At 61.6% G+C, this 24515-nt stretch carries 21 protein-coding genes; 18 read left to right on the forward strand and 3 right to left on the reverse strand.

Features of this window, described 5'->3' with window-relative positions; all coding sequences use genetic code 11:
- Nucleotides 1-11 precede the first annotated feature (11 nt).
- The 8 genes from N909_RS0120180 (at nt 12) to N909_RS0120215 (ending at nt 9373) form a co-directional block, all read left to right on the forward strand.
- Nucleotides 12-782, forward strand: coding sequence for an ATP-binding protein (locus N909_RS0120180; RefSeq protein WP_022661692.1), 771 nt, complete (start codon nt 12-14; stop codon nt 780-782).
- Nucleotides 783-794: 12 nt separating this feature from the next.
- Entirely contained in the window at nt 795-1268 is a 474-nt protein-coding gene (locus tag N909_RS0120185) for a DUF669 domain-containing protein (protein ID WP_011367844.1), read from the forward strand.
- The gene (locus N909_RS0120190) at nt 1268-1750 is read left to right on the forward strand and encodes an ERCC4 domain-containing protein (protein ID WP_029917939.1); all 483 of its coding nucleotides are present in this window, start codon (nt 1268-1270) and stop codon (nt 1748-1750) included. Before N909_RS0120185 ends, N909_RS0120190 begins: the two co-directional genes overlap by 1 nt.
- Nucleotides 1702-3930 (forward strand): SF1B family DNA helicase RecD2, encoded by a 2229-nt coding sequence (gene recD2, locus N909_RS0120195; RefSeq protein ID WP_029917940.1) that lies wholly within the window; start codon nt 1702-1704, stop codon nt 3928-3930. The genes N909_RS0120190 and recD2 overlap by 49 nt, the downstream gene beginning before the upstream one ends.
- A complete protein-coding gene (locus tag N909_RS0120200) occupies nt 3927-7241 on the forward strand; it encodes a CHC2 zinc finger domain-containing protein (protein WP_029917941.1) in 3315 nt (1104 codons plus the stop codon). Before recD2 ends, N909_RS0120200 begins: the two co-directional genes overlap by 4 nt.
- Nucleotides 7242-7729: 488 nt before the next feature.
- Nucleotides 7730-8500 (forward strand): hypothetical protein, encoded by a 771-nt coding sequence (locus N909_RS0120205; RefSeq protein ID WP_013219079.1) that lies wholly within the window; start codon nt 7730-7732, stop codon nt 8498-8500.
- A gap of 3 nt (nt 8501-8503) precedes the next feature.
- A complete protein-coding gene (locus N909_RS0120210) occupies nt 8504-8782 on the forward strand; it encodes a hypothetical protein (protein WP_029917942.1) in 279 nt (92 codons plus the stop codon).
- Nucleotides 8783-8872: 90 nt separating this feature from the next.
- On the forward strand, nt 8873-9373 hold the full coding sequence (locus N909_RS0120215) for a hypothetical protein (protein WP_029917943.1): 501 nt from the start codon (nt 8873-8875) through the stop codon (nt 9371-9373).
- Between the two features lie 600 nt (nt 9374-9973).
- Here N909_RS0120215 and N909_RS0120220 read toward each other — a convergent pair.
- Genes N909_RS0120220 through N909_RS0120230 form a run of 3 tightly spaced genes read right to left on the reverse strand, consistent with a single transcriptional unit; the run spans nt 9974 to nt 11471 of the window.
- Nucleotides 9974-10888, reverse strand: coding sequence for a tyrosine-type recombinase/integrase (locus tag N909_RS0120220; RefSeq protein WP_029917944.1), 915 nt, complete (start codon nt 10886-10888; stop codon nt 9974-9976).
- A complete protein-coding gene (locus N909_RS0120225) occupies nt 10869-11243 on the reverse strand; it encodes a hypothetical protein (protein WP_029917945.1) in 375 nt (124 codons plus the stop codon). The genes N909_RS0120220 and N909_RS0120225 overlap by 20 nt, the downstream gene beginning before the upstream one ends.
- A 33-nt stretch (nt 11244-11276) precedes the next feature.
- Nucleotides 11277-11471 (reverse strand): hypothetical protein, encoded by a 195-nt coding sequence (locus N909_RS0120230; protein ID WP_011367833.1) that lies wholly within the window; start codon nt 11469-11471, stop codon nt 11277-11279.
- 82 nt (nt 11472-11553) lie between these two features.
- Here N909_RS0120230 and N909_RS0120235 point away from each other — a divergent pair, with 82 nt between their 5' ends.
- From N909_RS0120235 to N909_RS0120280, 10 genes are all read left to right on the forward strand, one after another.
- A complete protein-coding gene (locus N909_RS0120235) occupies nt 11554-11883 on the forward strand; it encodes a hypothetical protein (protein ID WP_245613644.1) in 330 nt (109 codons plus the stop codon).
- Nucleotides 11880-12158, forward strand: a complete 279-nt coding sequence (locus N909_RS0120240; protein WP_029917947.1) for a hypothetical protein — start codon at nt 11880-11882, stop codon at nt 12156-12158. The genes N909_RS0120235 and N909_RS0120240 overlap by 4 nt, the downstream gene beginning before the upstream one ends.
- Nucleotides 12158-13681 (forward strand): terminase large subunit domain-containing protein, encoded by a 1524-nt coding sequence (locus N909_RS0120245; protein ID WP_029917948.1) that lies wholly within the window; start codon nt 12158-12160, stop codon nt 13679-13681. The genes N909_RS0120240 and N909_RS0120245 overlap by 1 nt, the downstream gene beginning before the upstream one ends.
- Before the next feature lie 114 nt (nt 13682-13795).
- On the forward strand, nt 13796-15304 hold the full coding sequence (locus N909_RS0120250; RefSeq protein WP_029917949.1) for a phage portal protein family protein: 1509 nt from the start codon (nt 13796-13798) through the stop codon (nt 15302-15304).
- Nucleotides 15304-19893, forward strand: coding sequence for a minor capsid protein (locus tag N909_RS0120255; protein ID WP_029917950.1), 4590 nt, complete (start codon nt 15304-15306; stop codon nt 19891-19893). The genes N909_RS0120250 and N909_RS0120255 overlap by 1 nt, the downstream gene beginning before the upstream one ends.
- On the forward strand, nt 19890-20402 hold the full coding sequence (locus N909_RS0120260) for a hypothetical protein (protein ID WP_029917951.1): 513 nt from the start codon (nt 19890-19892) through the stop codon (nt 20400-20402). The genes N909_RS0120255 and N909_RS0120260 overlap by 4 nt, the downstream gene beginning before the upstream one ends.
- Nucleotides 20399-20752, forward strand: a complete 354-nt coding sequence (locus N909_RS0120265) for a hypothetical protein (protein ID WP_029917952.1) — start codon at nt 20399-20401, stop codon at nt 20750-20752. Before N909_RS0120260 ends, N909_RS0120265 begins: the two co-directional genes overlap by 4 nt.
- 103 nt (nt 20753-20855) lie before the next feature.
- A complete protein-coding gene (locus N909_RS0120270) occupies nt 20856-23252 on the forward strand; it encodes a DNA adenine methylase (protein ID WP_029917953.1) in 2397 nt (798 codons plus the stop codon).
- A gap of 12 nt (nt 23253-23264) precedes the next feature.
- Entirely contained in the window at nt 23265-23627 is a 363-nt protein-coding gene (locus tag N909_RS0120275; protein WP_027182227.1) for a hypothetical protein, read from the forward strand.
- A gap of 18 nt (nt 23628-23645) precedes the next feature.
- Nucleotides 23646-24509, forward strand: a complete 864-nt coding sequence (locus N909_RS0120280; RefSeq protein ID WP_022992997.1) for an HK97-fold major capsid protein — start codon at nt 23646-23648, stop codon at nt 24507-24509.
- The last annotated feature ends 6 nt before the right edge of the window (nt 24510-24515 follow it).

A 24515-nucleotide genomic window follows, 5' to 3' on the forward strand; every position in this document is an offset into this window, starting at 1 on the left:
GAGACGAAGCCATGCTTCCCAAGACCAAAAGCAAACCCAAACACACGCTCTCGGACCTCACCGCCCTGGTGTACGGCCCGAGCAAGATTGGCAAGAGCACCTGGTGCTCCAAGGCCGATGACGCACTGTTCCTGGCGACCGAGCCGGGCCTGAACGCCCTGGAGGTGTTCCAGACCCCGATCACCTGCTGGGACGACCTTCTGCAGGCCTGCGCCGAAATCGCCGAGGGCAAGCACGAGTTCAAGACCATTGTCGTCGACACGGTGGATAACGCCTACAAGATGTGCTCGGACTACGTCTGCAAGAAATTCAAGATCGAGCACGAATCCGACCTGGGCTACGGCAAGGGCTACGCGCTGATCAACAACGAGTTCCAGCGCGTCATCAACAAGCTCGCCTTTCTGCCCTACGGGCTGATCCTGATTTCCCACTCCCAAGAGCGGGACATCGAGACCCGGACCGGCAAACACACCCGCATCGTGCCGACGCTGCCGGAAAAGGCGCGGAAGCTGGTCACCGGTCTGGTGGACCTGATCCTGTTCTGCGACCTGGACATGAAAACCGGCGAGGACGGCAAGCCTGTATGGCAGCGCGTGATGCGCACCAAGCCCAGTCCCAACTACGACGCCGGTGACCGTACCGGTCGACTCCCCGAAGTCATCCCCCTCGATTTTTCGAGCTTCATGAAAGCGTTCAACAACACGGCAGCCGGAGCTGCGGCGAGTGCCGCCCGGCCGAAGCCGGAGCCGACCGCGAGTGCGGCGGCGAAACCTCAACAGTAAGGAGATCCGACCATGGAACACTACGAAAACCAATCCAACAGCAACCTCGACCTGGCGCAGTTCGACGACGCCTTCGAAACCGCCGAAGTCGAGGAACGCGAGTTCGAGGCCGTTCCCGACGGCAAGTACCAGGTCAACGTCGACCGGGTCGAACTGACCCGCGCCCAGACCTCGGGCAATCCCATGCTCAAGTGGACCCTGCGCATTCTCGCGCCGACCCACAAGGGGCGTCTGCTCTGGCGCAACAACGTCATGGCCAGCAACGAGAACATCAAGTGGCTCAAGCAGGACCTCTACACCTGCGGGCTGCAGCTTCAGAAGCTCTCCGACCTGCCGGGCCACCTCGAGCAGCTTCTCAACATCAAGCTGGAGGTGACCAAGCGCACTCGCGGTGAAAACGAGAACATCTACTTCAACCGTCGCATTGTCATGGCCGACGATGCCGGGGCTCCCGGCGCGGCGATGGATGACATGATCCCGTTCTGATGATGGACCGGATCACCGTTGTCGTCGACACCCGCGAACAGGAGCCCTACAGCTTCGATAGCGACAAGGTTTCGGCGGTTCGCAAGGCGTTGCCCGCCGGTGATTATTCACTGGTCGGCCTCGAGGAACGGTTGGCAGTGGAGCGCAAATCCCTGACGGATTTCGTCTCCACCGTCATCCGGGGGCGAAAGCGGTTTCACCGCGAGTTGGAAAAGCTCTCCGCCTACGAATCCGCCTGCGTGGTTGTCGAATGCAACTTTCGCGATCTGGTCGATGGCCGCTACCGCAGCGATGCCCACCCGCATGCGCTGATCGGAACGGTCGCCTCCATCGTCGTCGACTTCGGTGTCCCCGTCTACTTCTGCTCGGACCGGCAGGCCGCCTGCCGTTTTGTCGAGGAGTACCTGACACGTTTTCACCGGAGGATCGCGAGATGCCAAAAAGAAATGAGAGTAACCCGGCGCGACTCCGGGGAAGAATAGAGCGCGTATACTATGCCGGACCCAAGTTCTCCGCAGGCCGACTGCTCACCCCGACCGGTGAGGAAGTCCAGTTCGCGGGCAATTTGTTCGCCCGGGAAAATCAGCCTGTGGTCCTGCTCGGGTCGTGGGCCACCCATCCCAAATACGGCCGTCAGTTCAAGGTCGACGGGATGGAGCACGACCTCGAACTCGATCCGGAGGGGCTGATCCACTATCTGGCCAACCATCCGGAGATCAAGGGCATTGGTCCGGCCAAGGCCAGATTGATCGTCGAGAGTTTCGGTGAGGCCTTTGAAGAAACCCTTCTGAATGACCCCGAGCGTATCGCGCTCAAAGCCCGGCTGCCCTTGGATGCTGCCCGGCGGCTGCGTGACGAATGGTTGAAGAACCGCAGCGTCAACACTGTCATGGCCTGGCTGTCGGCATTCGGTCTGACCCATCATCAGGTCACCACCCTGGTCGAAAGACTCGGCGGCAACTGCCTCGATATACTGAAGGAAGACCCGTACATCCTCATTCGGGAGATCCGGGGATTCGGCTTCAAGAAGGTCGACAAGATCGCCCGCAAGCTTGGCACCCCCAAGGACCACACCCCTCGTATCCGCGCTGGGTTGAATTTCTGCGTCCGTGAAGCCCTGGACAATGGTCACTGCTGGATCGAATACGAGGATCTGGTGGATCAGGCCAACCTGCTGCTGGTCATGGATGCCTTGGACAGCCGGGTCCGTATCGAGAGCGCCCTCGACGCGCTCATCGAAGAACAGGCGCTTTCCTGCGATTCCCACGGCGGACGTTTCGTGGTCGCTCTGCCGGAGATCGTCCGCATGGAGCGGGAGCTGGCCTCGTTGTTCAGCCAGGCCGAAACACCGAATCCTCATTTCCAGTCCGTCAAGAAGCTCGATGCCCTGATTCGGCGCTGCGCATCAACGCTGAACGAGAAGCAGCTCGAAGCGGTGCGCTCGGCCCTCCAGCACAGCATCAGCCTGATTTCGGGTGGAGCCGGTTCGGGCAAGAGCTACACCATTTCGGTCATCAACACCATCTGCGAGGAGAGCGATCTGGAGGTCGTGCTCGCCGCGCCGACCGGCAAGGCGGCCAAGCGCCTGGAGGAAGTCAGCGGTCGCAGCGGCACCACCATCCACCGTCTGCTCGGCTATGACGGCAAGGGTTTCTCCCGCAGCAAGGAGAACCCCATCGATGCCGATGTCCTGGTGGTCGACGAGTTTTCGATGGTCGATGTGCCCCTGGCATGGCACTTGTTCGAGGCGGTCGATCTGTCGCGGACCACGGTGCTGCTGGTCGGGGACCACAACCAGCTTCCGCCGGTGGGACCAGGGAACATCCTGCGCGATCTGATCCAGACACGCGCCATCCCCACGGTCATCCTCGACAAGGTCGTGCGTCAGGCTGGTGTCCTCAAGGAGAACTGCACCGCCGTTCTCAAGGGCGAGGTGCGCAAGACCAGCGAGGCGTCGGTGGGCGGATGCCGGGATTGGTATCTGGTGGATCAGTTCACAGACCCGATGGCGGCACGCTCGTTCCTGCTGGAGTTGTTTCAGGAGCGGCTCGATGCCCTGGGTTTCGACATCATCAAGGACGTGCAGGTGCTGACGCCGACCCACAAGGGGCCGCTCGGCACCAAGGAATTGAACGAGGAACTGCAGCGGCTCATCCAGCGCAAGCTCTGGAACACCGAAGTGCCGCCGGTCGCCATGGGACGCCGCGCACCGTTTCTCAAGCACGACAAGGTCATCCAGACCCGGAACAATTACGACCTGAACGTGATGAACGGTGCCATCGGCTATGTGGTCGATGTTCTCGCGAACGGCACCCTGGTCATCGACTTCGACGGCATGCCGGTGGAACTGGAGAAAGGGTCGCCCGACCTGCAAGATCTGCAGCTCGCCTATGCGCTCACCATCCACAAAACCCAGGGTTCCGAGTTCCCCTGTGCCGTGGTGGTGGTTCACAAGGCGCATTCCTTCATGCACCACCGCAATCTGCTCTACACCGGGGTGACCCGCGCCCGGCGCACCGCCATTGTCCTGGGTGACCATTGGGGCATTCAGAACTGCGCCAAGCGGTGCCAGGTGGATGACCGCCGGACCTTTCTGCCCCTGTTCCTGGACGCCGCCCAACACGCGGAAGCCGATTTCGCCCGTGTCGCGGAGGCCGAATGAGCATGGGCGGAACGGATAACGTCAGGGAGTATTACCGGCTCGTCACCGAGATGGACATCGGTGACGTGGCCCGGGAACTCCTGCCGGGACGGATCACCCAGGAGACCGGCCAGCGCTTGATGTGCGACTGCCCCAACCATCAGAGCCAGTCGCGTCTATCGCTTCATGTGATGCTCGACAAACAGGGCTGGTACTGCTTCGGCTGCGGGGTCGGCGGCGATGTGCTGCAGCTCGTGGAGTTCATTCAGACGGGCTCGGTCACCGCCGGTCAATCCGGTCCGATGCCGGACAGCCACCGCCAAGCCCGGGACTATCTCGCCAAGAAGGCGGGCTTGCCGCCGCTGTCGCGTTATGGCCTGAGCCAGGAGCGTCTGGCTCAGACAGAGGCGGACCGCGCCTTCGAGTTGCGGGTCAAGGACGCGTTAACCGCGCTGGCCAGGCTTTACCACGCCAGGCTCAAGGAGTCGCCGGAGGTCCTCGATTGGCTGAAATCCAAATATGCCCTGAGCGAGGAGACCATCGACGATCTCCTGATCGGCTATGCGGACAATGCGTCCGGCGCGGTCGCCCAATTGACCGGAGGCGAGGATGGTTTCTTCAAGCGTGAGCTTGCCGCGACCGGCGCTTTCAAGCCCACGAGCCAGGACGGCCTGACGCCATTCTTCGAGCGCCGGATCGTCTTTCCATACTGGAGCCGTGGCCGGGTGGTGTTTATGATCGGCCGCAAGACGCCATGGACCCCGGATGTGGGCTGGGAGCAAGGGAAATACAAGAAGCTGCCGGTTCACGACGAACACCAGCGGCCCTACGTCGCCGACTTCATCAACAACGCACTGCTGTTCAACGAGGACTGCCTGCTGGCCAGGCCCGGCAAGGTAATCATCACCGAGGGGGTGACCGATTGCCTGGCGTTGATGCAATTGGGCTTGCCCACCGTATCGCCGGTCACCGTCCGCATTCGGGCAGCCGATTGGGAGCGCCTGATCCCCAAGCTGCGCGGCGTCGAAACCGTCTACATCTGCCAGGACAACGAACTTTCCCAGGCCGGTCTCAAAGGGGCGCTGCAAACTGCTCGTACCTTGGCCGAACACAAGATCGACACCCGCCTGGTGACGCTGCCCTTGTCGGAGACACAGATCTCGGCCCGGCAGGAGCTGACCGAACGCTTCGGCCTGACGGCGAGCGTGGGGCCGAAGGAGCTGGCCAAGCTGCTGGCGGGACGGCCCGCCGAAGAGATTCAGGCGGCCGAGGCGCTTCTCGCCACCGCCAAGATCGACGTCAACGATTACATTGCCGCCGGGCATACCCGGGAGGATTTCGAACGTCTGCTCGCCGAAGCCAGCACGCCCATCGAGTTCGGCGTGCGCTCGCTGCCCGAGGGCGCTGAAGAGGAGGAACGCAACCGCCTACTCGAACCGATCCTGGGGGAGATTTCCGAGCAGTCGCCGCTGGAACAGGCCCGCCTGCTGAAGCTGGTGCAGGAGCGCATCGGTGGTGGCGTTTCGATGGCCACCCTCAAAGAGCAGATCCGCGCCATTCAGAAGGACCGCAAGGTCGAGTTCCGTAACGAAAAGAAGAAGGCCAAGCGGATGTCCGGCGCGATGCCCGGATCGTGCCGCGCCCGGGTCGACGAGGTGCTAATCGACACGGAACTGGAGAACGGCGCTCCCGACTACACCTTGGCCGCCGAGGCTGCCTACGACTGGTTCACCGCCAACGGTGCCCAGTTCTTTCACACCCTGCAGGGCGAGCCTTTCATGTATTTCGACAACGCCATCTACTGGATGGATTCACCGGACCGGGGTCGCAAGCGCCATTACGCGGCCATGCTCTACAAGCACACGGGCATGGTGCCGACATCCAACGGCGGACGGACATTTTTCGAGGTACTGCCCAGCCTGGCCATGATCCGTGGCCAGGTGCGCGACCATTTTTCCTGGCTGCACACCGATGTGGCTTCCTACACCGTCTATTTCAATCTGAACAATCCGGAGCACGAGATCGCCAAGATCACCCCGGACGAGATCCAGATCATGAAGAACGGCGGCAACGAGGACGGCATCATCCTGGATGGCTCGCGGAAGATGAAACCGCTGAAATTCCTGCCCGACGCCGACCTCGAAGAGGCGGACCGGCTCCTGGTCGATCTGCTGGTGGGCAACATGACCTGTCCGCAGGGGGATCGCTTTCTCATCCTTTCCTGGCTCTCCTGCTTCCTGCTGATCGACTTTGCCGGAACGCGGCCCATGACCCGCTTCGAGGGCTCGGCCGGATCGGGCAAGACCACCGCCAGCAAGATCACGTCGACATTGCTTTACGGCGAGCCCCAGCACAAGAAGGCCACCGACGCGGCGAACTACACCGATGGCTCACAGAACCCGCTCATCGTCCTCGACAACATCGAGGTCAAGCAGATGACCGAGGATCTGACCACTTTCATGCTGACCAGCATCACAGGCATCGCTAAGGAGAAACGGAAGAGCGGCACCGACAGCGAGACCATCACCGAGCGGACCAAGTGTCTGCTGAACACCACCGGCATCGAGCCGCTGTGCGGGGAACTTTCGGAGATCCTGTCGAGGTCCTTTGTCATCAACTTCGACCTCGCCAACCAGGCCAGCGACTGCTTTCTGGAATCGGAGGTTATCTCCGCCATCCAGCAAAACCGGGATCTGATCATCTCGGCCATCATGAAGCGGACCAGCCATGTGCTGGCAATGATCCGGGAGGGAGCCCAGAAACAGGTCATGCGCCTGCTACACCGAACCATGCCGACTCATGGCAAGCGCCGGTGCAACGACTATCTCAGCCTGATGTATCTGATGATGCTGGCCGGGTCCGAGGAACACGAGGTGACCACCGGACTCGAGGATCTGAGCCCGCTGTTTATCGAGCAGATTCATTCCATCAACGACACCAGCCAGGAGATGGCGCGGGAGTCGAACCCCATCGCCACGGCACTGGTGTCGCTCTTCCACGCCTACCGAAACGCGGTGGAGCTGGACGAGAAGGCCCGCTACAGCGAGGACGACCGGGCAAACCACGTGGTGGGATTCATCGAACGCTACCAGGTGAGGTTCGAGAACGAAACCACCATGGAGCCGGTGTCAGCGGGACGACTGCTCGCGGCGCTGCGCAGGGTCGGCCGGGAATTCAACCTCGAGTTCGAATACAAGAAGCCCGCCCAGCTCGGTCGGCGCATCAGCAACGACCTGGACGTCATCCGGGACGCCGGGTTCGACATCGACCGGCAGCGCAACGCTCACACCAAGAATTTCGAGTACCGGATCGTCAAGACCGCCAATCTCTGATTCCACCCCATACTGACGTAATCATCCAGGACGCTCTCGGGCGTCCTTTTCTTTTGCGGTGGTGCGGTGAACACCGCTGTCCCTTGCGGTGGATGACCACCGCACGCCAAACCCTTACCAGACAAGGCCTTCATGGCCTTTGCGGTGGATGCGGTGGTAAATCCAGAGGTCTCACCCCCTATGGGCTGAAATATTTTTTTGACTCACCAACCCGGCGTCCCCCGCCAGAGAAATTCCGGCCCAGTGTGAGAGACATTCCCCAAACACCACCGCAATCACCGCACTCTATCTTCTCTTTCTTCATAACTATCGAAAAACAATAAACAAACAACGAACAACCCCCTGCGGTGGGACGAGAAAACCTTCCACCGCACGACCACCGCAGCCACCGCAGATATCCACCGCAGCAGGAGGTCTCCGACGGTTTCAGGGCTGCTCCGGTAAGTAACGGGAAAAGCGATTAACCCGTATTTCTGGAGCCTGAAGCCATGAGCCTTCTGAAAACCATGATCAAGCACACCGCCGTAGGGCAGGACGCCTCGGCCGGATGTGAAACCCCATCATTACCACCGCAACCACCGCAGCCCGCCATCTATGTCTCCACCGGGCTCGACGTTCACGAGATCGAGGACGCCCGCGACTGGCCTGAAGACAAGGAGGTCAACGGCACGCTGTGTCGCCGTTTGTCGCCTGAATACTTTGCCTGGCTACGTTCCCGCATGGTCACCGCCCAAGCCGCGCACAAGGCCGGAAAGCTCCCCGTGGATGCCTGGAACACCCTACGGCAGCGATTCAACGCCCTGCAGGAGCTGGCCATCCGGGAGTTCGGCAAGGAACGCCTTCAAGAGGTCCTGCAGTCCTTTTCCCAGAAGAACTATCGGCCACCCGCGCTTCGTCCCGAGCCCCAGGAGAAACCCGTCGAAGTTCCCAAAAAGGACTGGATTTATCCCGGGAACCAAGCTTGGAAATGTAAGCAGCCGGTGACTTCCCAGGCTGTCGCCAAGGTCGACGTCATCAGTGAGGAGGCCATGGCCAAGGGTTGGTCCGAGGCACGCCTCTATCAGAACCAGGGCCGGTTCCGGTTTCCCTGCGGCGAGGACTACGGCCTGGTCTGCTTCGTCGATGGCGATCAGGAGATTGGCGAGGTCACCGAGCGTTTTATCGAAATTATCCACGGGCCGAAGTCCGGGCGTCCCAGCACGCTGCGGTTCTACAACCCGGACGTGCCGCAGCCGTGGATGAAGAAAGTGGAGGATTGAGCCGTGAAGAAAAAGAAACGCTACGCCAATGCCAAGGATGTTCTGCCCGAGGAACTGTTCGAGCAGATCCAGAAGCACTACACCGGAATTCTCTGGGTCCCTGCACCGAGCCGCTTCTACAAGGAACGCCGGGACCTGGTGCTTGCCCTTCATCTGCAGGGGATCAGCAGCCAGGAGATCTCCAACCTCGCAGGTGTGACCACCCGCCGGGTCAACCAGATCATCGCCGCCGAACGAAAACAGGACCGGGACCGACAGTTGGCCGCCGCTTCCGGTAAGTAACCCTGAACCGGCGGGAGCGCGTTTGGAGGCTAAATCGGCCTCCCGCCCCGCATCCCGGCTTGGGAAAACAATATTCGGCAGGATTTCCACGTGGCACTGAACAAACCGGACAAAGAGACGCTGGACCGATGGCACCGCAACGAGGGCAAGACCGAACCGCCCCGGCGCGGGCCTGGTGCGCCCGAGGGCAACCAGAACCGGCTACGTCACGGCATCTTCGCCGACCGCTGCCTGACGCCGGAAGAGAAGGTCATGTTCGACGCCATCATCGACCGCCTGAACCAGGACTTCGAGTTCAACAAGTCCAGCGACTTCCTGCAGGTGGAGCTGGTGGGCGTCTACTCGGTGAAGCTGGTCCGCGCCCAGATCGAGGGGAACACGGACGCCGCCGAAAAGCTCGACCGGATGATCCGCTGCCACATGAAGGATCTCAAGACCACCAAGATCGCCCGTGAGGGTGAGGAGCCGAAAGGCCCGCAGACCTCTCCGGCGGAATGGGCGGCGGCGCTGCTCGAGAAGGTGGCCGAGGCCGCCAACGCCCCGGCCACGAAAACCTCCGGCCGCAAGAAACACGGAAAGAATTGCGGATAACACCATGGAGGGCTTTTCCGATGACCCCGGCACACGGCGACTTGCGGCAGACAGCTTCACCAGGAATTGCGGATAAGACGTGTTCCTTGCACTTTCGGAATCGGCATTCTCAGGCTGCTGATCATCATTTCCACTCCTCGATTTCTTCCTGCAGCTCTCGATATCCGCTTGGCATGTGTGCGCATAAGCCGAGCCGCATAAGCCAAGTAGATATTGGCCTGTTCACGCCGGAGCTCTCTCACACAACCCAAGTAAATATTGGCATATCGTGCCCCAGGCAGAACCGGCCAAGCCCCGCAAACAGCCATTCCTTCGGCAACGGCCCTCGCACATGCCAAGCAGATATTGCCATGTGTGTTCCGCGCCCGGAGCGCACAAGCCAAGCAGTTATAGCGATGTGCCGCCGAAAGACAGCGAAGGAGAAATTCCGGTCAATCGATATTTCCCGCTCTGTCCGGGAGGCAGCGGGCCATCGTCATGATCATTCATCATCGGCGGATGTGTTCTTCTGCGGGCACTGTCATTCACTGTCTTCGACACTGTCTTCCCCAACGAAAACAGGAGCAGCCGAGGCCGCTCCCATCGTCGGGTCCGGAAGGATCAGAGGCGTTCGAGGGCTTCCTCGAGCTGACCGTCCACGAGGTGGGTGTAGATCTGGGTGGTGGACACGTCCCGGTGCCCCAAGGCCCGCTGCACCACGAGTAGGTCGTTGGTCGCGCCGTAGAGGTGGGTGGCGAAGGTATGCCGCATCCCGTGCGGCGTCAGTTCCTTTTCGATCCCGGCTTTCCGCAGCCAGTGAGCGAGCCGGTTGGCTATCTGCCGCTGGCAGAGTCTGCCGTCCCGGTTCGACAGGAACAAGGCTTCCATTTCCGGACGGCCGTGTCGGCGGCGCTCGGCCAAGTAACGGCGCAGCAATGTGCGGAGGTCGGTCTTGATGAACTTGACCTGCGGTACATTCCCCTTGGCCCGCACCCGCAGATGTTTGGCGTCGAGGTCGATGTCATCCATGTCGAGCGCGGCTAGCTCGCCAAGCCTGATCCCGGTGCCCAGTAGCACCTCGATCATGGCGCGGTCGCGCAGCGCGGAGAAATCGGTCCGCCCCTTGAGTTCCTTGAGCAGTCGTTTCTTTTCGGCGGCGGTCAGGAACACCGGCAGCTTTCTCGGCAGCCGATGCATGCGGATAGACCGGGCCGGATTGTCATCGACCACGCCTGCCTCGGCGGCCCAGGCGAAAAAGGCTCGCACCGCCGCCTTCATCCGATGGAGCGAGGCCGCCGAGCGTGGGCCGCGCTCACTCTCGGTGACCGCCCCGGCGGAGAACACCTGGTCGAGGAGCCCGGCCGTGACCGCCCGACAGACGATACCCGGGGCCAGCTCCCCGGCCACGCGGGCCACCAGGGCGAGGTCCCGGCGGTATGCGGCTATGGTCGCCGGGGAGCGTCCTTCGGCCGATAGGCGGGCACAGAACGCCTCTATCGCGCCCGTCAGGTCGAGGTCAGCCGTTCGGTTGCTCATCGCTGGACTCCTTCACCCGGCTGTGGCCCATGGGTGTGCTCTTGGGCAGCGGCAGCTCCTCGATGCGCCCAGATTCCCTGGCCCAGACCATCATCATGCGGAACACCCGGACGGTCTTGGCGACGGTGCGTTCAGCCCGCTCCTTGCCGTCGGGGAGTTTGAGCAGCAGGTCGGACTTGTAGAACTTTCCGACCTGGGGAAGCCGGATCTCGGTGAGCTGGCGATCCGCCCCGAAGAAGGCCTCAACCACGTCGAGGTCCTTCCGGTAGGTGTAGAGGGTCCGCTCTTTCTTTCCGGATTCCCGCAGGTAGCCGATGAAAGCCTCGGCGGCTTGATGCACGGTGCATTCGGTCATGTCGATGTCTCCTTTGTCGGTGGCCCGGTGTGTTCAGGACAGGAACTCGTCCAGCTCCCGCAGCAGTTCCTCGACGTGACCGAGGGAGCCGACGCTCGCCCAGGTGATGTCCGGCTGCTTCGCGTCCGCTTCGAGCTTGCCGCGAATGCCCTCTATCAGCCGGGTGATGTTCTCCTGCTTTTCTCGGTACGCCTTGAGTGCCTGCTGGCGGTTTCTGTCGTAGGTCATGGCCTGCCTCCGGTTCCGTTTTCGTGGATGCGGGACCATCCCGCGTCACATCCAATGACGCTTCTATTTCGTTGGAAATCAAGTGTTTGCAGAAATCTTTCTGCATGTACCCCAAACCCATAACCCAAAGGAGATCAACATGTTGAAGAAGACCCTCGAATGGACCATCCCACTGGCCCTGGCCGGAATCATGACCGGCTGCGCCACCTACCGGCCACCGGCCCAGATCCAGTCGGCGGTGGCCACCGTCAACCGCCACACGCCCGAGTATGTGACCGAGGCCAACAAGGCGCTGCGCGAGGTTGGTCACCCGGACGCCGAGCGCCTGACCGGAGTCGGTCTGCGCCTGCAGACCGCCGTGGACGCCCTTGACCAGTGGGCCAACGGCTCGAACCAGGAGGCAGGCCAATGAAAGAGATCCTTCAGGAAAACAGCGATGCCGTTCGCCAGGCCGGTGAAGCCCTGATTGAAATCGGCACCGAACTGGCGGCGGGACGGATCGAGAACGCCCTCGGCCGTCTGGAAGCGGCCCAGCAGCAGTACCGGGCCTGGGCAGAGTTGGACCAGGCCATCATCGACATTCAGGAGGCTGTCCACGACCGGAAGAACACCCTGGCCGTGCAGCAGATCCTGACGGAACTGGTGGGCACCATCCTCGGCAGCGCCTTGAGGACGGGAATGCACTGATGGCGGTAACCGACAAGGAGCGCAAACTTGCGGCGACCCTGAGCGATCCCGTGTTGTGGGGGCAAGCCTACCTCTACAACCGGGATGGCTCAGGCCGCGACTACTGGCCGCATCAGGTGGAGGACCTGCGCTGCCCGGCCAAGAACATCATCCACCTCGACGGCCGGGACGTGGGCAAGTCCATCGTGCTCTCGACCGACGCGCTCCATTACGCCTTCACCACCCGAGGCGGCCAGGGCCTCATCGCGGCTCCGCACCAGGGGCACCTCGATACCATCATCGAAGAGATCGAGTTCCAGCTCGACACCAACCCGGATCTGATGAACAGCATTGCCCTGACCAAGTACGGCAAGCCCAAGATCCACCGCAAACCCTACTTCCGGCTGGAGTTCACCAACGGTTCGGTGCTCTATTTCCGCCCGGCCGGGGCCTATGGCGACGCCTTCCGGTCCTTGCACGTGGGCCGCGTCTGGGTCGATGAAGGAGCCTGGCTGACCGAACGGGCTTGGAAGGCGCTGCGCCAGTGCCTCAAGGCCGGGGGGACGCTACGCATCTACTCAACGCCCAACGGCCTGCGCGACACCACCTATTACCGGCTCACATCATCGGATCAGTTCCATGTGTTCCGCTGGCCGTCCTGGCTCAATCCCCTGTGGACCGAGGATCGCGAGGCCGAATTGCTGGAGTTCTACGGCGGCCGTGACAGCTCCGGTTGGCAGCACGAGGTGGCCGGTGAACACGGTAAGCCATCCTATGGGGCATTCAATGTCGAGCAGTTCAACCTCTGTCGGCAGGAACTGCTGGAGTACCAGAAGATCGTCATCACCGATTCTGAGATGCGCGACTGCGACACCGAGGAAGCGGCCCATGACCGGCTGGAGATGCTGCTTAACCTCACGCCCCGCAGCGGTCAGTTCTGGGTCGGCGGCGACCTGGGCTACACCAACGATCCCACCGAGATTGTCGTATTCCAGGAGTTGGAGATCGGCGAGCGGACGCTGCTGAAGATGATCCTGCGCGTTCATCTCGAACACGTTTCCTATCCGCACATCGCCCAGATCATCGCGCTGCTGGAGCGTTACTACACCCCGGCGGGCATCGGCGTGGACAACGGCGGCAACGGCCTGGCCGTGGTCCAGGAGCTGCTCACCCTGGACAAGTACAAGGGGCTGGAGCTGGAAGGCAGGCTCAAGGGATACGACTTCGGCGGCATGACCCGGCTGGCGGTCCGCGACGGCAAGGAAGTCAAGAAGCGGACCAAGGAACTGATGACCAGCCTCATCAACGGAGCCCTGCAGCGCAAGCAGCTCATTTTCCCCTCGGACGATCTGGAGGTGGAAGACCAGTTCACCACCCACACCTACACCCTGCGGGACGGCAAGATCATCTATTCCAAGGGCAACGACCACATCATCGACGCGGTGCGCTGCGCCATGCTGATCCGGGAGGAAGGCAACCTCGACCCGGTCGGTGAAGAGGTGGTCTCGCTCAAGCCGGTGCTCACCAATCCGGTCTTCATCTGACCGCATCCTCCGACGCTTTCCACCCCGCTCCGGTAAGTAACGGGCATCGAGCCGGATTCGGCCCACACGGGCCGGATGTGCGGCTGTCATGGCCGAAACTACCGAGAGGATCACGTGGAAAGCACCGCCCATCAGGACGAACAACCCGAAAGCCTGGACACCACCGGCTTTGTCATCGCGCCGCTGGCCGCTGCGGCCGCGCTCGACTCGGCAGCCTTCAGCAAGGTCAACGCCGCCGAGGCGATTCCTGCCACCTGGGAAGAACGCGCCCGCAAGGCATGGGAATACTATGTCGAGGAGCCGCTGGTGAAGAACTGCGTCAACTCCTGGCGCACCTTCGCCGTGGGCGACGAGATCAAGATCACCAGCGATGACGAGACCCTCAAGGAACAGGCCCTGGAGGCCGCCTGGCGGCTGAACGTCTCGCAGTTCATCAAGGACATGGTTCTTCAGCTCCTGGTGAAAGGCGACGCCATCGGCTTCAAACGCTTCACCAAGTCCGGTCAGGACATCGAGGAGCTGGTCTGCGTCAACCCGGTTTCGGTCAAGGTCAAATACGCCCAGGGCGAGCTGATCGAGGCCCGGCAATTTCCCGAGGACACACCGGGCGGCGGCGAATCCATTCCGCTGCCCGTCGAGCAGGTGGTCCACCTCAAATGGGACGCACCGGCCTTCTCGCCCCGGGGCAACTCCCTTGTGCTTCCCGCTTTTCAAGCCATCGAACTGCTGCGCGACTACCGCCGGGCCGAACAGGCCATCGCCAAGCGCTGGGCCACGCCGTTCCGCCTGCTCAAGGTGGGCGGCGCGTTCGGCCAGAAGATGGTGATGCCGGACCAGCGGATGCTCGAACAGGTCCGCGACATGGTCAACAAGATGGACATGAAAAGCGGCCTGGTGGTCCCGTTCTACGTCAATGTCGAAACCCACGGCACCGACGGACAGGTCCTCAACGTCGAGGACAAGGTCAAGGAGGTGAAAGAAGACATCGTGGTGGCCCTGGGGCTGTCACGCTCGCTGGTGACCGGCGATGGTCCGAATTTCGCCACTGCCTCAGTGAGCATGCAGAAGATGATGGTCATGATCCGCGAGATCAAACAGGCCGCTCGCAAGCTCCTCGACTGGGTGTTCGACGACTGGATGGAACTGAACGGCCACGGCGACAAGAGCATCCAGTTCATCTTCAACGACCTCGACCCCAGCGACGCGGTCGATTTCAAGAAGCTCCTCATCGAACTCTACGACCGCAAACTCATTAGCCGCTCCAGCCTCCAGCTCAAGATGGACCTGGACCCGGACATTGAGGCCGCCAACCGCGAGACCGAACGCAAACAGATCGACCTGATGGACGAGAAACAGGTGAAGCCGGTGGTGGACATGGTCGTCTCCGGCATCCTCAGCGTGCCTCGTGCTCGGAAGATGCTCGGGATTCCGGCCGAGGACGATGAACCCACGGCGGAGGCGGCATTAGTCTGGTCGGGCGACCTGGAGTCCACCGGCATTGCTGCCGTGTGCGACGAGTGCAGCCACTTCATTGCTGACACCAACCACTGCCGGGTCCACAACAGCGAGCGCACCTTCGACGCCCCGGCCTGTCGTTTCATCGACCGCCGGGAGCCCCGCTGATGCCGTCGGACCTCAAGCAGCGCATCCAAGCGGCCACCCTGAAGAGTCTGACGGCCCGCAACCGCTACAACGACCAGGTCACGGCCCAGCTTACCCAGGCGCTGAAACAGGCCGAAGACGAGGTCGCCCGCGCCATTCTCCAGTACCGCTCCCTCGGCTCCCTGCCGGACAACAAGCTCGCCGCCCTCAAGGGGCTGGAAAAGCTCCAGCTCGAACTCGACGACACCATGAAACGACTCAAGCGGGAGCAGACCCTGGTCTTTCGCAAGACGACCAAGGACTCCTTCAAGCACGGCATCCAGCAGGGAATCGGAGAGCTCGCCGACGCTGCGCTGCCGTTCTACGCCGACCTCAAACCCGAAGGCATCGACAAGTTGGCCACCAAGGTGTTCACCATCGTCGACACCAACGCCCTCGACTTCATGGCGCAGTACAACCTCACACTCGCCGGTGACGTCCACCGCGAACTCGCAGACGGCATCAAGCGCACCATCCTGAACGGCGTCGCCACGGGCAAGGGAGCCGACGACATCGTCCGGGACATGGGCAAGGTGATCATCGACAAGGACTCCTTTCGCCAGGCCGGAAGCCGGGTGTTCAGCAAGGCGCAGTACCGCATGGAGATGATCGCCCGCACCGAGGTCCTCCGCGCCCACAACATGGGAAGGCTCAAGTTCCACGAGCGGGTCGGCATCCAGAAGCTGGAATGGCTGGCCATGGAGGATGAACGGATGTGCCCGGTCTGCGGTGGCCTGGACGGCAAGACCTTTCTAATCGACAAGTTCCCCCAGCAACCCGCGCATCCGCACTGCCGCTGCACCAACATCGTGGCGTGGCCGATGACCGTCTGCGGCAGCGAGATGGCCGCCAAGGCCGCCGCACAGGCATCGCAGGGGGACGCCTGCATTCTCCCGCCCCACGTGCTGGAAGGCATGGCCGACGCCCAGGCCAAGGAGAACGCCAAGCTCAAAAGCGCCTTTGAAAACGGCGACATTGCCGACCTCGGCTCGCTGACGGTTAAACAGCTCCAGACCCTGGCGAAACAGAACGGCGTGGCCATTGCCCGGACCAAGGCCGATTTCATCAAGCTGCTCGACCTGGCCGAACCCGGGATCGATCACGGTGACCTGGCCGGAGCGGCGCTCAGCGCCAAGCTCAAGGAACACAAGATCGGCCTGCTGCGGACCAAGGAAGAACTGGTCGAGCTGCTCGGACTGAAACAGGCGGAACTCAAACAGGCCAAGCTGCTCGCAGCCCAGATGGCGAAGATCCCTCCCGCCGAGGGGCTGGATGGCATGACCGCCCAGCAGCTCAAGGAGATGGCGAAGGAGAACGGCATCTCCCTCAACATGACCAAGCAGGAGACCATCGAGCTGCTGGACAAGCTGGAGCCCGGCGTGGATCACAGCGGCCTGATGGGCAAGGAACTCGCGGCGGCCAAACAGAAGCACGGCATCGGCATCCTCAAGAACAAGCAGCAGCTCGTCGAGGCGCTGCAGAAGAAGGCTGGTGCCGACATGGCCGAGTCGGTCAAGAAAAAGGCGGTCGACGAGGCCAAGCAGAAGCTGATCCTGAAACAGAAAACGGCCCTCGAGGACGCCGCCAAGGCCGTCGTCGTTCCCGACACGCCGAGCGGCTACAAGGATTTCCTCGACGCGATTGCCAAGGCGGAACAGGCGGTTTCTGGCGGCACCGATTTGCCCCAGGAACTGCTTGCGGCTCACAGCAAGGAAATCGCCCTCAAGAAACAGCTCTTCCAAGATCAGGTCGGCAAACTGAAATCGGCGGAGCTCAAGACGCTCGCCAAGGAGACCAAGGTCCAGTATTGGCAGTGGGCCAACAAAGACGAACTGACCACGCTCTTCACCGAGACCGACCCGGCGAAAATCAAAGCGGTTCAGGCCAGCATCGACACCAAGCACGCCGCCTGGGCCGAAAAGCATGGCGGCAAAAAGAAAACCGCACCGGCCAAGCCCGCCACACCGAAGAAAGAGCCACCGAAACCGGCTCCGCAGCCGATGCCGGTCAAGCCGCCCGAGCCCAAGATCGGCAAGAAAGGCGCAGAGTTCGCCACCGTCGATACCGCGTGGCAGCAGAAGGGTCTGCCTTCGAAGTTCAAGAAAACCGGCAAGGCCGCTGTCGGCGGCGCACATGAAAAGGAGTTCTGGACCGATGAAAACGGCGACAAATGGCTGTTCAAGCCTCATGGCCGCAAGGACGATGAGTTCATCGCCTTCGGAGAGGAAGCCGCTTACAAGATCGGCCGCTTGATCGACCCCCATTCCATCGAGGTGCGCACCATCCAATTGAACGGCCGCACCGGCTCCATCCAGAAATGGCGCACCGATCTGCGGGAAGACTTCGATTTTCGCAACATCCTGCCCCAGGATCTGACCACCATCGAACTGGAGCAGATCCAGCGCGAGCATGTGGTCGACTGGCTGATCGCCAATCACGACGGACATTCCAAGCAGTTCATTCGTGCCCGGGACGGTCGCGTCTACGGCATCGACAAAGGCCAGGCCTTCAAGTTTCTGGGCCAGGACAAGCTCTCGCTCGACTATCACCCCAACGGCGTCTGCGGCGAGGAAGAGCCGTTTTACAACAAGGTCTTCCGGGCGGCCAAGGAAGGGAAGGTACGGGTCGATCCGAACGCGACCCTTCGCTACATCCAGGAGGTCGAAAAGATCGCCGACGAGGATTACCTCGATCTGTTGCGACCCTACGCCGAGGGACGGTTCGCCAAGAACCCGGCCGGGCTGCGGCATTTCTACGATCAGGCCCTGGAGCGGAAACACAATCTCCGGCGGGACTTCGAGGGTTATTACGCCGATGTGCTGGGGGATCGGGGGTTCCGTTTCGACAAGCTGAGTACCGCCACCGGCAAGAAAAAGCTGCTCTCCTCAACAGAGGAAGCCCTGGTCGAGGAGGCCCGCAAGCTCGGCTGGCAGGGCAAGACGCTGCCCTTCGACAGCGGCGACGTGGAAGACCAGAACGCGCTGATCTTCACCGAGAGCTTCAAGGGGAAGAAGCGCACCGTGGTCAAGATGAAGATCCGGCCGGATACCGACCGCCGCATCGACGAGGTGCTGCGCAGGTATGTGCAGACGGCGGCCGGTGAAAAGGGACAGCCGCTGGTCGAAGACAGCTTCTTTCCGACGATTCTGGACGCCGTCAAAAACGTCAACTTCCACGTGGGCGACGGCAAGTACAACCGGACCAAGATCGACAAGGCCCTGCGCCTGCGCAAGAAACTGGAGACCCTGCAGAAGAGCGCCGACCCCAAGGTCAAGGAGATGGCGGACCACTATCTGAAATGGGTGAAGGAGATTGAGGAGTCCGTCGATTGGGACCGGGCCACCAATGGCGTTTTCGAACAGTATCTGCCCAAGATCGACGCGCAGAAACCCAAGGAGAAACCGCCGTTTAAGGTGGAGCGCGGCAAGGTGACCCACACCAAGCGCAGGATCGGTTCCGGCACCATCACTGTAGAGGCCGACGACATCGACAATCGGGCGCTGTTCAATCACAACTCCCGCATGCAGGACGGACACCAGTACACCGTCACCTTCGAGGACGGCACCCGGGTCCGCTATCGCCCCTGGTCGGACACCAACCTCTATGCCCAGCGCGGCGAGCTGGAAATGATCCTGGAAGGCGACGCCACCCCCGGACGGGTCGAGGCGATGCTGGAAAAGCTCGAACAGCTCGGCATCGATACCCGGGTGGCCACGGCGGAAAACGCCGAGCAGATGTATCTCGAAAAGCTCGCCTACATCCGCAAGACCGACAAGAGCGCCGACTTCAAACGGCTGCAGAAATCCCTCGACGACCGCAACGCCACCACCACCGAGCGGGTTCAGGCTCTGCGCGGCTATTGGCAAAAGGAACTGGGTGTCCAGGACATCACCCAGCTTTCCGGGTACAACCCGCTGGGCGAATACCAGGCGGGCTTTCTGGACCGCGACGCCAAGGGCGGATACCGGCACCAGTTCCGGTTCGACATCACCGAGGAGGACCTTGAAAAACAGATGAAGGGCTACTCGCTGGTCCACGATCTGACCAACGGCGAGAGCATGTCCGGCTTTATCGACTCGATCATGGAAAACAACGGAGCCATGGTCAGCACGGTCGAGAAGATGCGCATGGGCGTGGCTCCGGGCGGAATGTCCCCGGTGGCCGACATGCAGACCGGTGGTGCGAGCTATTTCTTCACCCGAATCAAGAAGCAACCGGCCAGCGACGCCTCACCGGCCCTCTACTTCAAGAAACAGATGCTGCGGCGCATGGACGCCATCAGCTATGACCATGACGCCTACGGCAAGGTGATCGACGACTACGTGCAGCGCAACCGGGGAGCCAGCATCGATGATTGGAAGCGGTTCTCGCAACGCCATGGCAACGAAACCATCTTCAAATACTCGGTGACGCTGCTGGACAACATCGAGTTCATCGTGGCCAGAAGCGACAACGAACGCCGGGAGATCATCCAGAGTTTCACCCGGCGTGGCATCAAGAAACTGCCCGACGGGCGCAAGGTGGAGGACATCGTCCATACCTCGCAAAGCTGGAGCAAACGCAAACAATGACCATGAAGGACTTTATCGAACAGGAGAAACGGCGGCTGCAGGAATCGCTGCACTGGTTCAACAGCCGGGGCAGCCGCATGGCGGTCAGAGAATCCGGGGATCTCTTTCTGGACACCCTGGTGGACAGCTTCACCGTCACCCGGATCGCCCCCCATTTCGACGCCGCTGGAAACCATCTGCGCACCGATTTCTGGCTGTTGTGGAAGGCGCTCGGTTACGACGAGGGCTTCCAGCACGCCCACACCATCAAGGTGGTGGATGTCCGGGTCGAAGATACCCTGACGGACGAACATGACGACACGGAGGTCGAAGGCTGGCTGATTGTCGATATGACCGACGACCTGGGCCGCATTCACCATGTCGAAATGATCGAGCCGGTCTCGGAGCCCGAACTCGCGGCGGACTGGCAATGCTGGATCGCCTACCGCCAGAAAAACGCCGAAAGATTCCACCGGCTCGACGCCCAGCTTCTGACCGAGCATCTCCGGATCGCGGAGGACTGGTCATGAAACTGCGCTATATGATCGACTCAATAATGGCCGACCGGCAAGCCACCGTGCCGGAATACGTGCCCGTGGGCGTCTGGGTTCAGGGACCGGGTCCCGGTCTGGATGTGGAGATGTACTACCTCGACCGGGGACCGAACGGGCTTGCCGACCGCAAGGATGAGGCTGCCTGGGTGGTCAACCGTCTGGTCGAGGCCGGGGCCACCTCGCTTCCGGCGGATTTTCTCGAATACCACCGGCTGTCCCGCTCTCCCTACGACGGGGTCTTTTCCGAGATCACCGAGACCGACGAATACCCCTCCATCGACGCCTGCGGCAAGGTCGTTCTGGCCCGGCTGAATCCCGCCCGCTGAAATTCGCCGTCACCCTCCGACACATCGCCGACGCTTCCGGTAAGTAACCGCTGAACGCTCCCCGCAGGTCGCGGAGAGCACAGCAAACTGACCGGAGACGTTGATGGAACTGTTCGCCACAGACCTGGAAAGGCTGGCGTTTCTACTGGAGGCCGATGCGGCGCTGACTCTCGATCCCGACACGCTCGGGTCAGAGGCTGCCGAACAGTCCGCTCCTGAAGAGCTCCCTCCCGAGAAGCGCCCCAAGTACATCACCAACTACATCGGCAGTAAGCAGAAGCTCGTCGACTGGATCTGGAAGCATACCCCGGAGGGCACTGGCACGGTGCTGGATGCCTTTTCGGGGTCTGCGGTCGTGGCCTACATGTACAAGACCAAGGGCCTCCAGGTCATCGCCAACGACCGGCTCCGCTACTGCCACCATGCCGCCAAGGCGATCATCGAGAACAACTCGGTTCGCCTGAGCGAGGACGAGATCGAGGCACTCCTGGCCGACAACGCCAAGGCGGGCAGCTTCGTTCAGGACAACTTCAAGGGCATTTTCTTCGCCAAGGGCGTCCATGCGCTGATCGACACCATCCGCGCCAACTGCGACAAGCTCTCCGGCTTCAAGAAAGACATCGCCCTGTTCGGCCTCGGCAAAACCTGCATGAGCGGCAAGGGTGGCTTCGGCCACTTCTCGTCGTCCACCGATTATGGCCGCCGCCAAGACACCCCCGACGAGTTCAAGGATCGCTTGCGCAAGAACCTGCAGCGCATCAACGCCCTGGTTTTCGACAACGACAAGGAGAACAAGGCATACCGGCAGGACATCAACGACCTGCTGCCGAAAGCCAAGGCGGATCTGGCCTACTTCGATCCGCCCTACGCCACCGAATTTTCGACCACCAACTACGAGCGGGCCTACCACTTCGTGGAGGGGCTCATGACCTATTGGGAAGGGCTCGAAATCAAGGCCGACACCAAGGTCAAGTATTACGAGACCGACCACAAGACCGTCACCAAGGCCAATGCCAGCGAGTTCTTCCAGACCTTTCTCGGCAACGCCAAGCACATCCCGCACTGGCTGATCTCCTACCGCGATCACGCCTATCCCAACGAGCAGGAGATGAAGCGGATCATCGGCTCCTTCGGAAAGCAGAGCCGGATGAAATCCAAGGATCACCACTACGCCATAACCTCAAAGCACGGCGAGGCTTCCAACGCCAAGGAGCGTCTGTTCGTCTGCGCTCCCGGGGCCAAGGCCAGCGCCGAGCGGGAGGAAAAACCCGTTCCGATGGCCGCCGCCGCGAACTTCCACACCAGCATTCCAGTGGACATCCGGCTGGGCGATGGTGAACGCCTCGCGACCGAGGCTATGGATGTCGGCTCGGCGGGCGACCCCCAGTTCAGCTTCGTGCTCTGCCGCACCGGGACCAACAAGAACGGCGACCACTTCACCGCCGAGGAGTTGTCCGGTCGGCACATGACGGCCGTGAACAAGAAGGTCGATCTGCAGCATTCGCAGGAGTTCAACGACATCGTCGGTGGCATCGTCGCCGCCGACTACCTGGAGGACGACAACGGCGGCCGCGTGGAATGCGTCGGCGAGCTGTACGTCCACGACACCCCAGCCGCCCGGCTGGCCTACAAGCTGATGAAGCGCGGGATCATCTCCCAGGTTTCCATGGAATGCGACTACCAGGAGGGCGAATGCTCGGTCTGCCACAAGCGATTCCAGAACAAGGCCGACTACTGCACCCACCTGCGCAAATTCAAGGGCCGTGATTTCAACGGCCAACCCGTTTTCGAGATTCTGCACGGCGTCACTTTCACCGGACTGGGACTGCTCGACCGCAAAGGCGCGGACGAGAACGCCAGGATTCTGCAGGTGGCGTCCCTTCAGAGCCAGCCCGACCAATCCCAACCCGAAGGAGATTCCACGATGGAAGAGAAAACCAAACCTACCGATGAACCGGCCGTCGAAGCGGCCAAGAAGAAACCGGCCCAACAGGAAGGCGATCCTGCCCGCGTTTCCGACCTGGAAAAGGAAAACCGGCAGCTCAAGGCCCAGGTGGCCGAACTGCAGAAGCGCGTCCAGGAACTGGAAGCCGAACAAAAGGCGGCCGCTTGCCGCTCCCGCGCCAAGAAGCTGCTCACCCGGCTGGAGAAGCAGGGGCTCTCCTTTGCGTCCGATGAGGACCGGGAAGCCGAGCTGAAACGACTGGCCGAACTGTCCGACGAAGCCTTCGCCGCCACCGAGGCCGCTTACGAGCGCCTGCCCAAATCGGCCAAGGCGGACAAGGACAAGGAAGAGAAACCCGCTGACAGCGACCAGGGCGGCAAGCCCGCCGCCAAGGCATCGACGGAAACCCCGCTGCGCAGCGACGCCGGTGTCAGGCCCCACGATGTGGACGACCGCAAGGTGTCGCTCGAGGACCGTCTGCGCGACGGGTTCATGGCCGCTTACCGCAACCGTGTCGGCGAGGACTCTCCCGAACACTTGCAAATCAACGCATAAGGAGGAAACACCATGTCATTCATCAATCCGTGTCACCGCAGCCTCGCCTATGGCGACGGCCACATCCAGGGCGACGGCCAGCTCGGCCAGGTGGTCCGCGTGGTCGGCGACGACCTGTTCGCCGTCAACACCGATCCCACCAAACGCTCCTTCGGCATCCTGATCAAGGATTACGCCGGTGGCGAAATGCCCGGCATCTACTGCGACGGCGGCGTTTACGAGACCGACGCCTTCGAAGGGACCGTCGTCGCCGGAGACGACCTGAAAGTTTCGGCGAGCGGTCGCCTGACCAACGGCGTCGCGGCCGGAGAGCACGTCGTCGCCCACGCCATTTCTGTACAGAGCGGCGTCCTCAAATTCCGCCTGCTCGTCTAACCCAAGGAGCCAACGCACATGAAAACCAATCAGTTGAAGATCCATTCGCAGGAATACATGGAAACCATGGCGCGGCTCATGAGCGAGGCTCTCGAGTCGCCCGAAGGCATGCGGGCGCTTGCCGCCGCCATCGCCGCGCCCATCGAACAAGAGATCAAGCGCAAGGAGATCTCCTCGCTGCTGCTCACCAAGCACACGTTGCCCAAGGGCGAACGTCCGGTCTACCAGAAGAAACCGACCGTCAAAGCCCACTGGATCAGCAAGGACGGCGACGCCCAGGAGCAGGAGGTGGGCAAGGACGAGGTCGAGTTCCCCACCAACCGCATCCACTCCAACCCGATGGTGGACGTTTCTGTCCTCAAAAACGGCAACATCGGCACGCTGATGGACATTCAGACCAGCGCCGCCGACGCCATCCGCAAGGAGATGGACCGACGCACCATCTCGGTGCTCTCCTCGGCCATCCCGGCGGCCAACACCATCGAGGTCACCGGCGATCTGCTCACCGAGGATGCACTGAACGAGGCCATCTCGATCATCGAGGACCTGGAGCTGTCGGTGAAGTACATCGTCATGCGCGGCCGCCGTTTCAACGACATGCGCGGCTGGAACCTCGATCCCCAGACCAAGCTCGAGCTGCGCCAGAAGGGTGTCATCAAGAACTACGGCACCGGCGGCATTCTGTTGACCGCCTCCATGCCGCTGGACGAGATCATCATCGTCCCGGATGAAGAGGTCGGAAAGATGCCGGTGCGCGAAAACCTGAAGACGGAGTCCATCGATCAGAAGACCCGCTTCAAGACCGGCTGGCTGGTGTGGTCCGAGATCGGTCAGGGCATTACTCGCCCCGACATCATGGCCAAGGTCAAACTGGTTCCGTAATCCGGG

This window comes from Pelobacter seleniigenes DSM 18267, from assembly GCF_000711225.1.
Classification (GTDB): domain Bacteria; phylum Desulfobacterota; class Desulfuromonadia; order Desulfuromonadales; family Geopsychrobacteraceae; genus Seleniibacterium; species Seleniibacterium seleniigenes.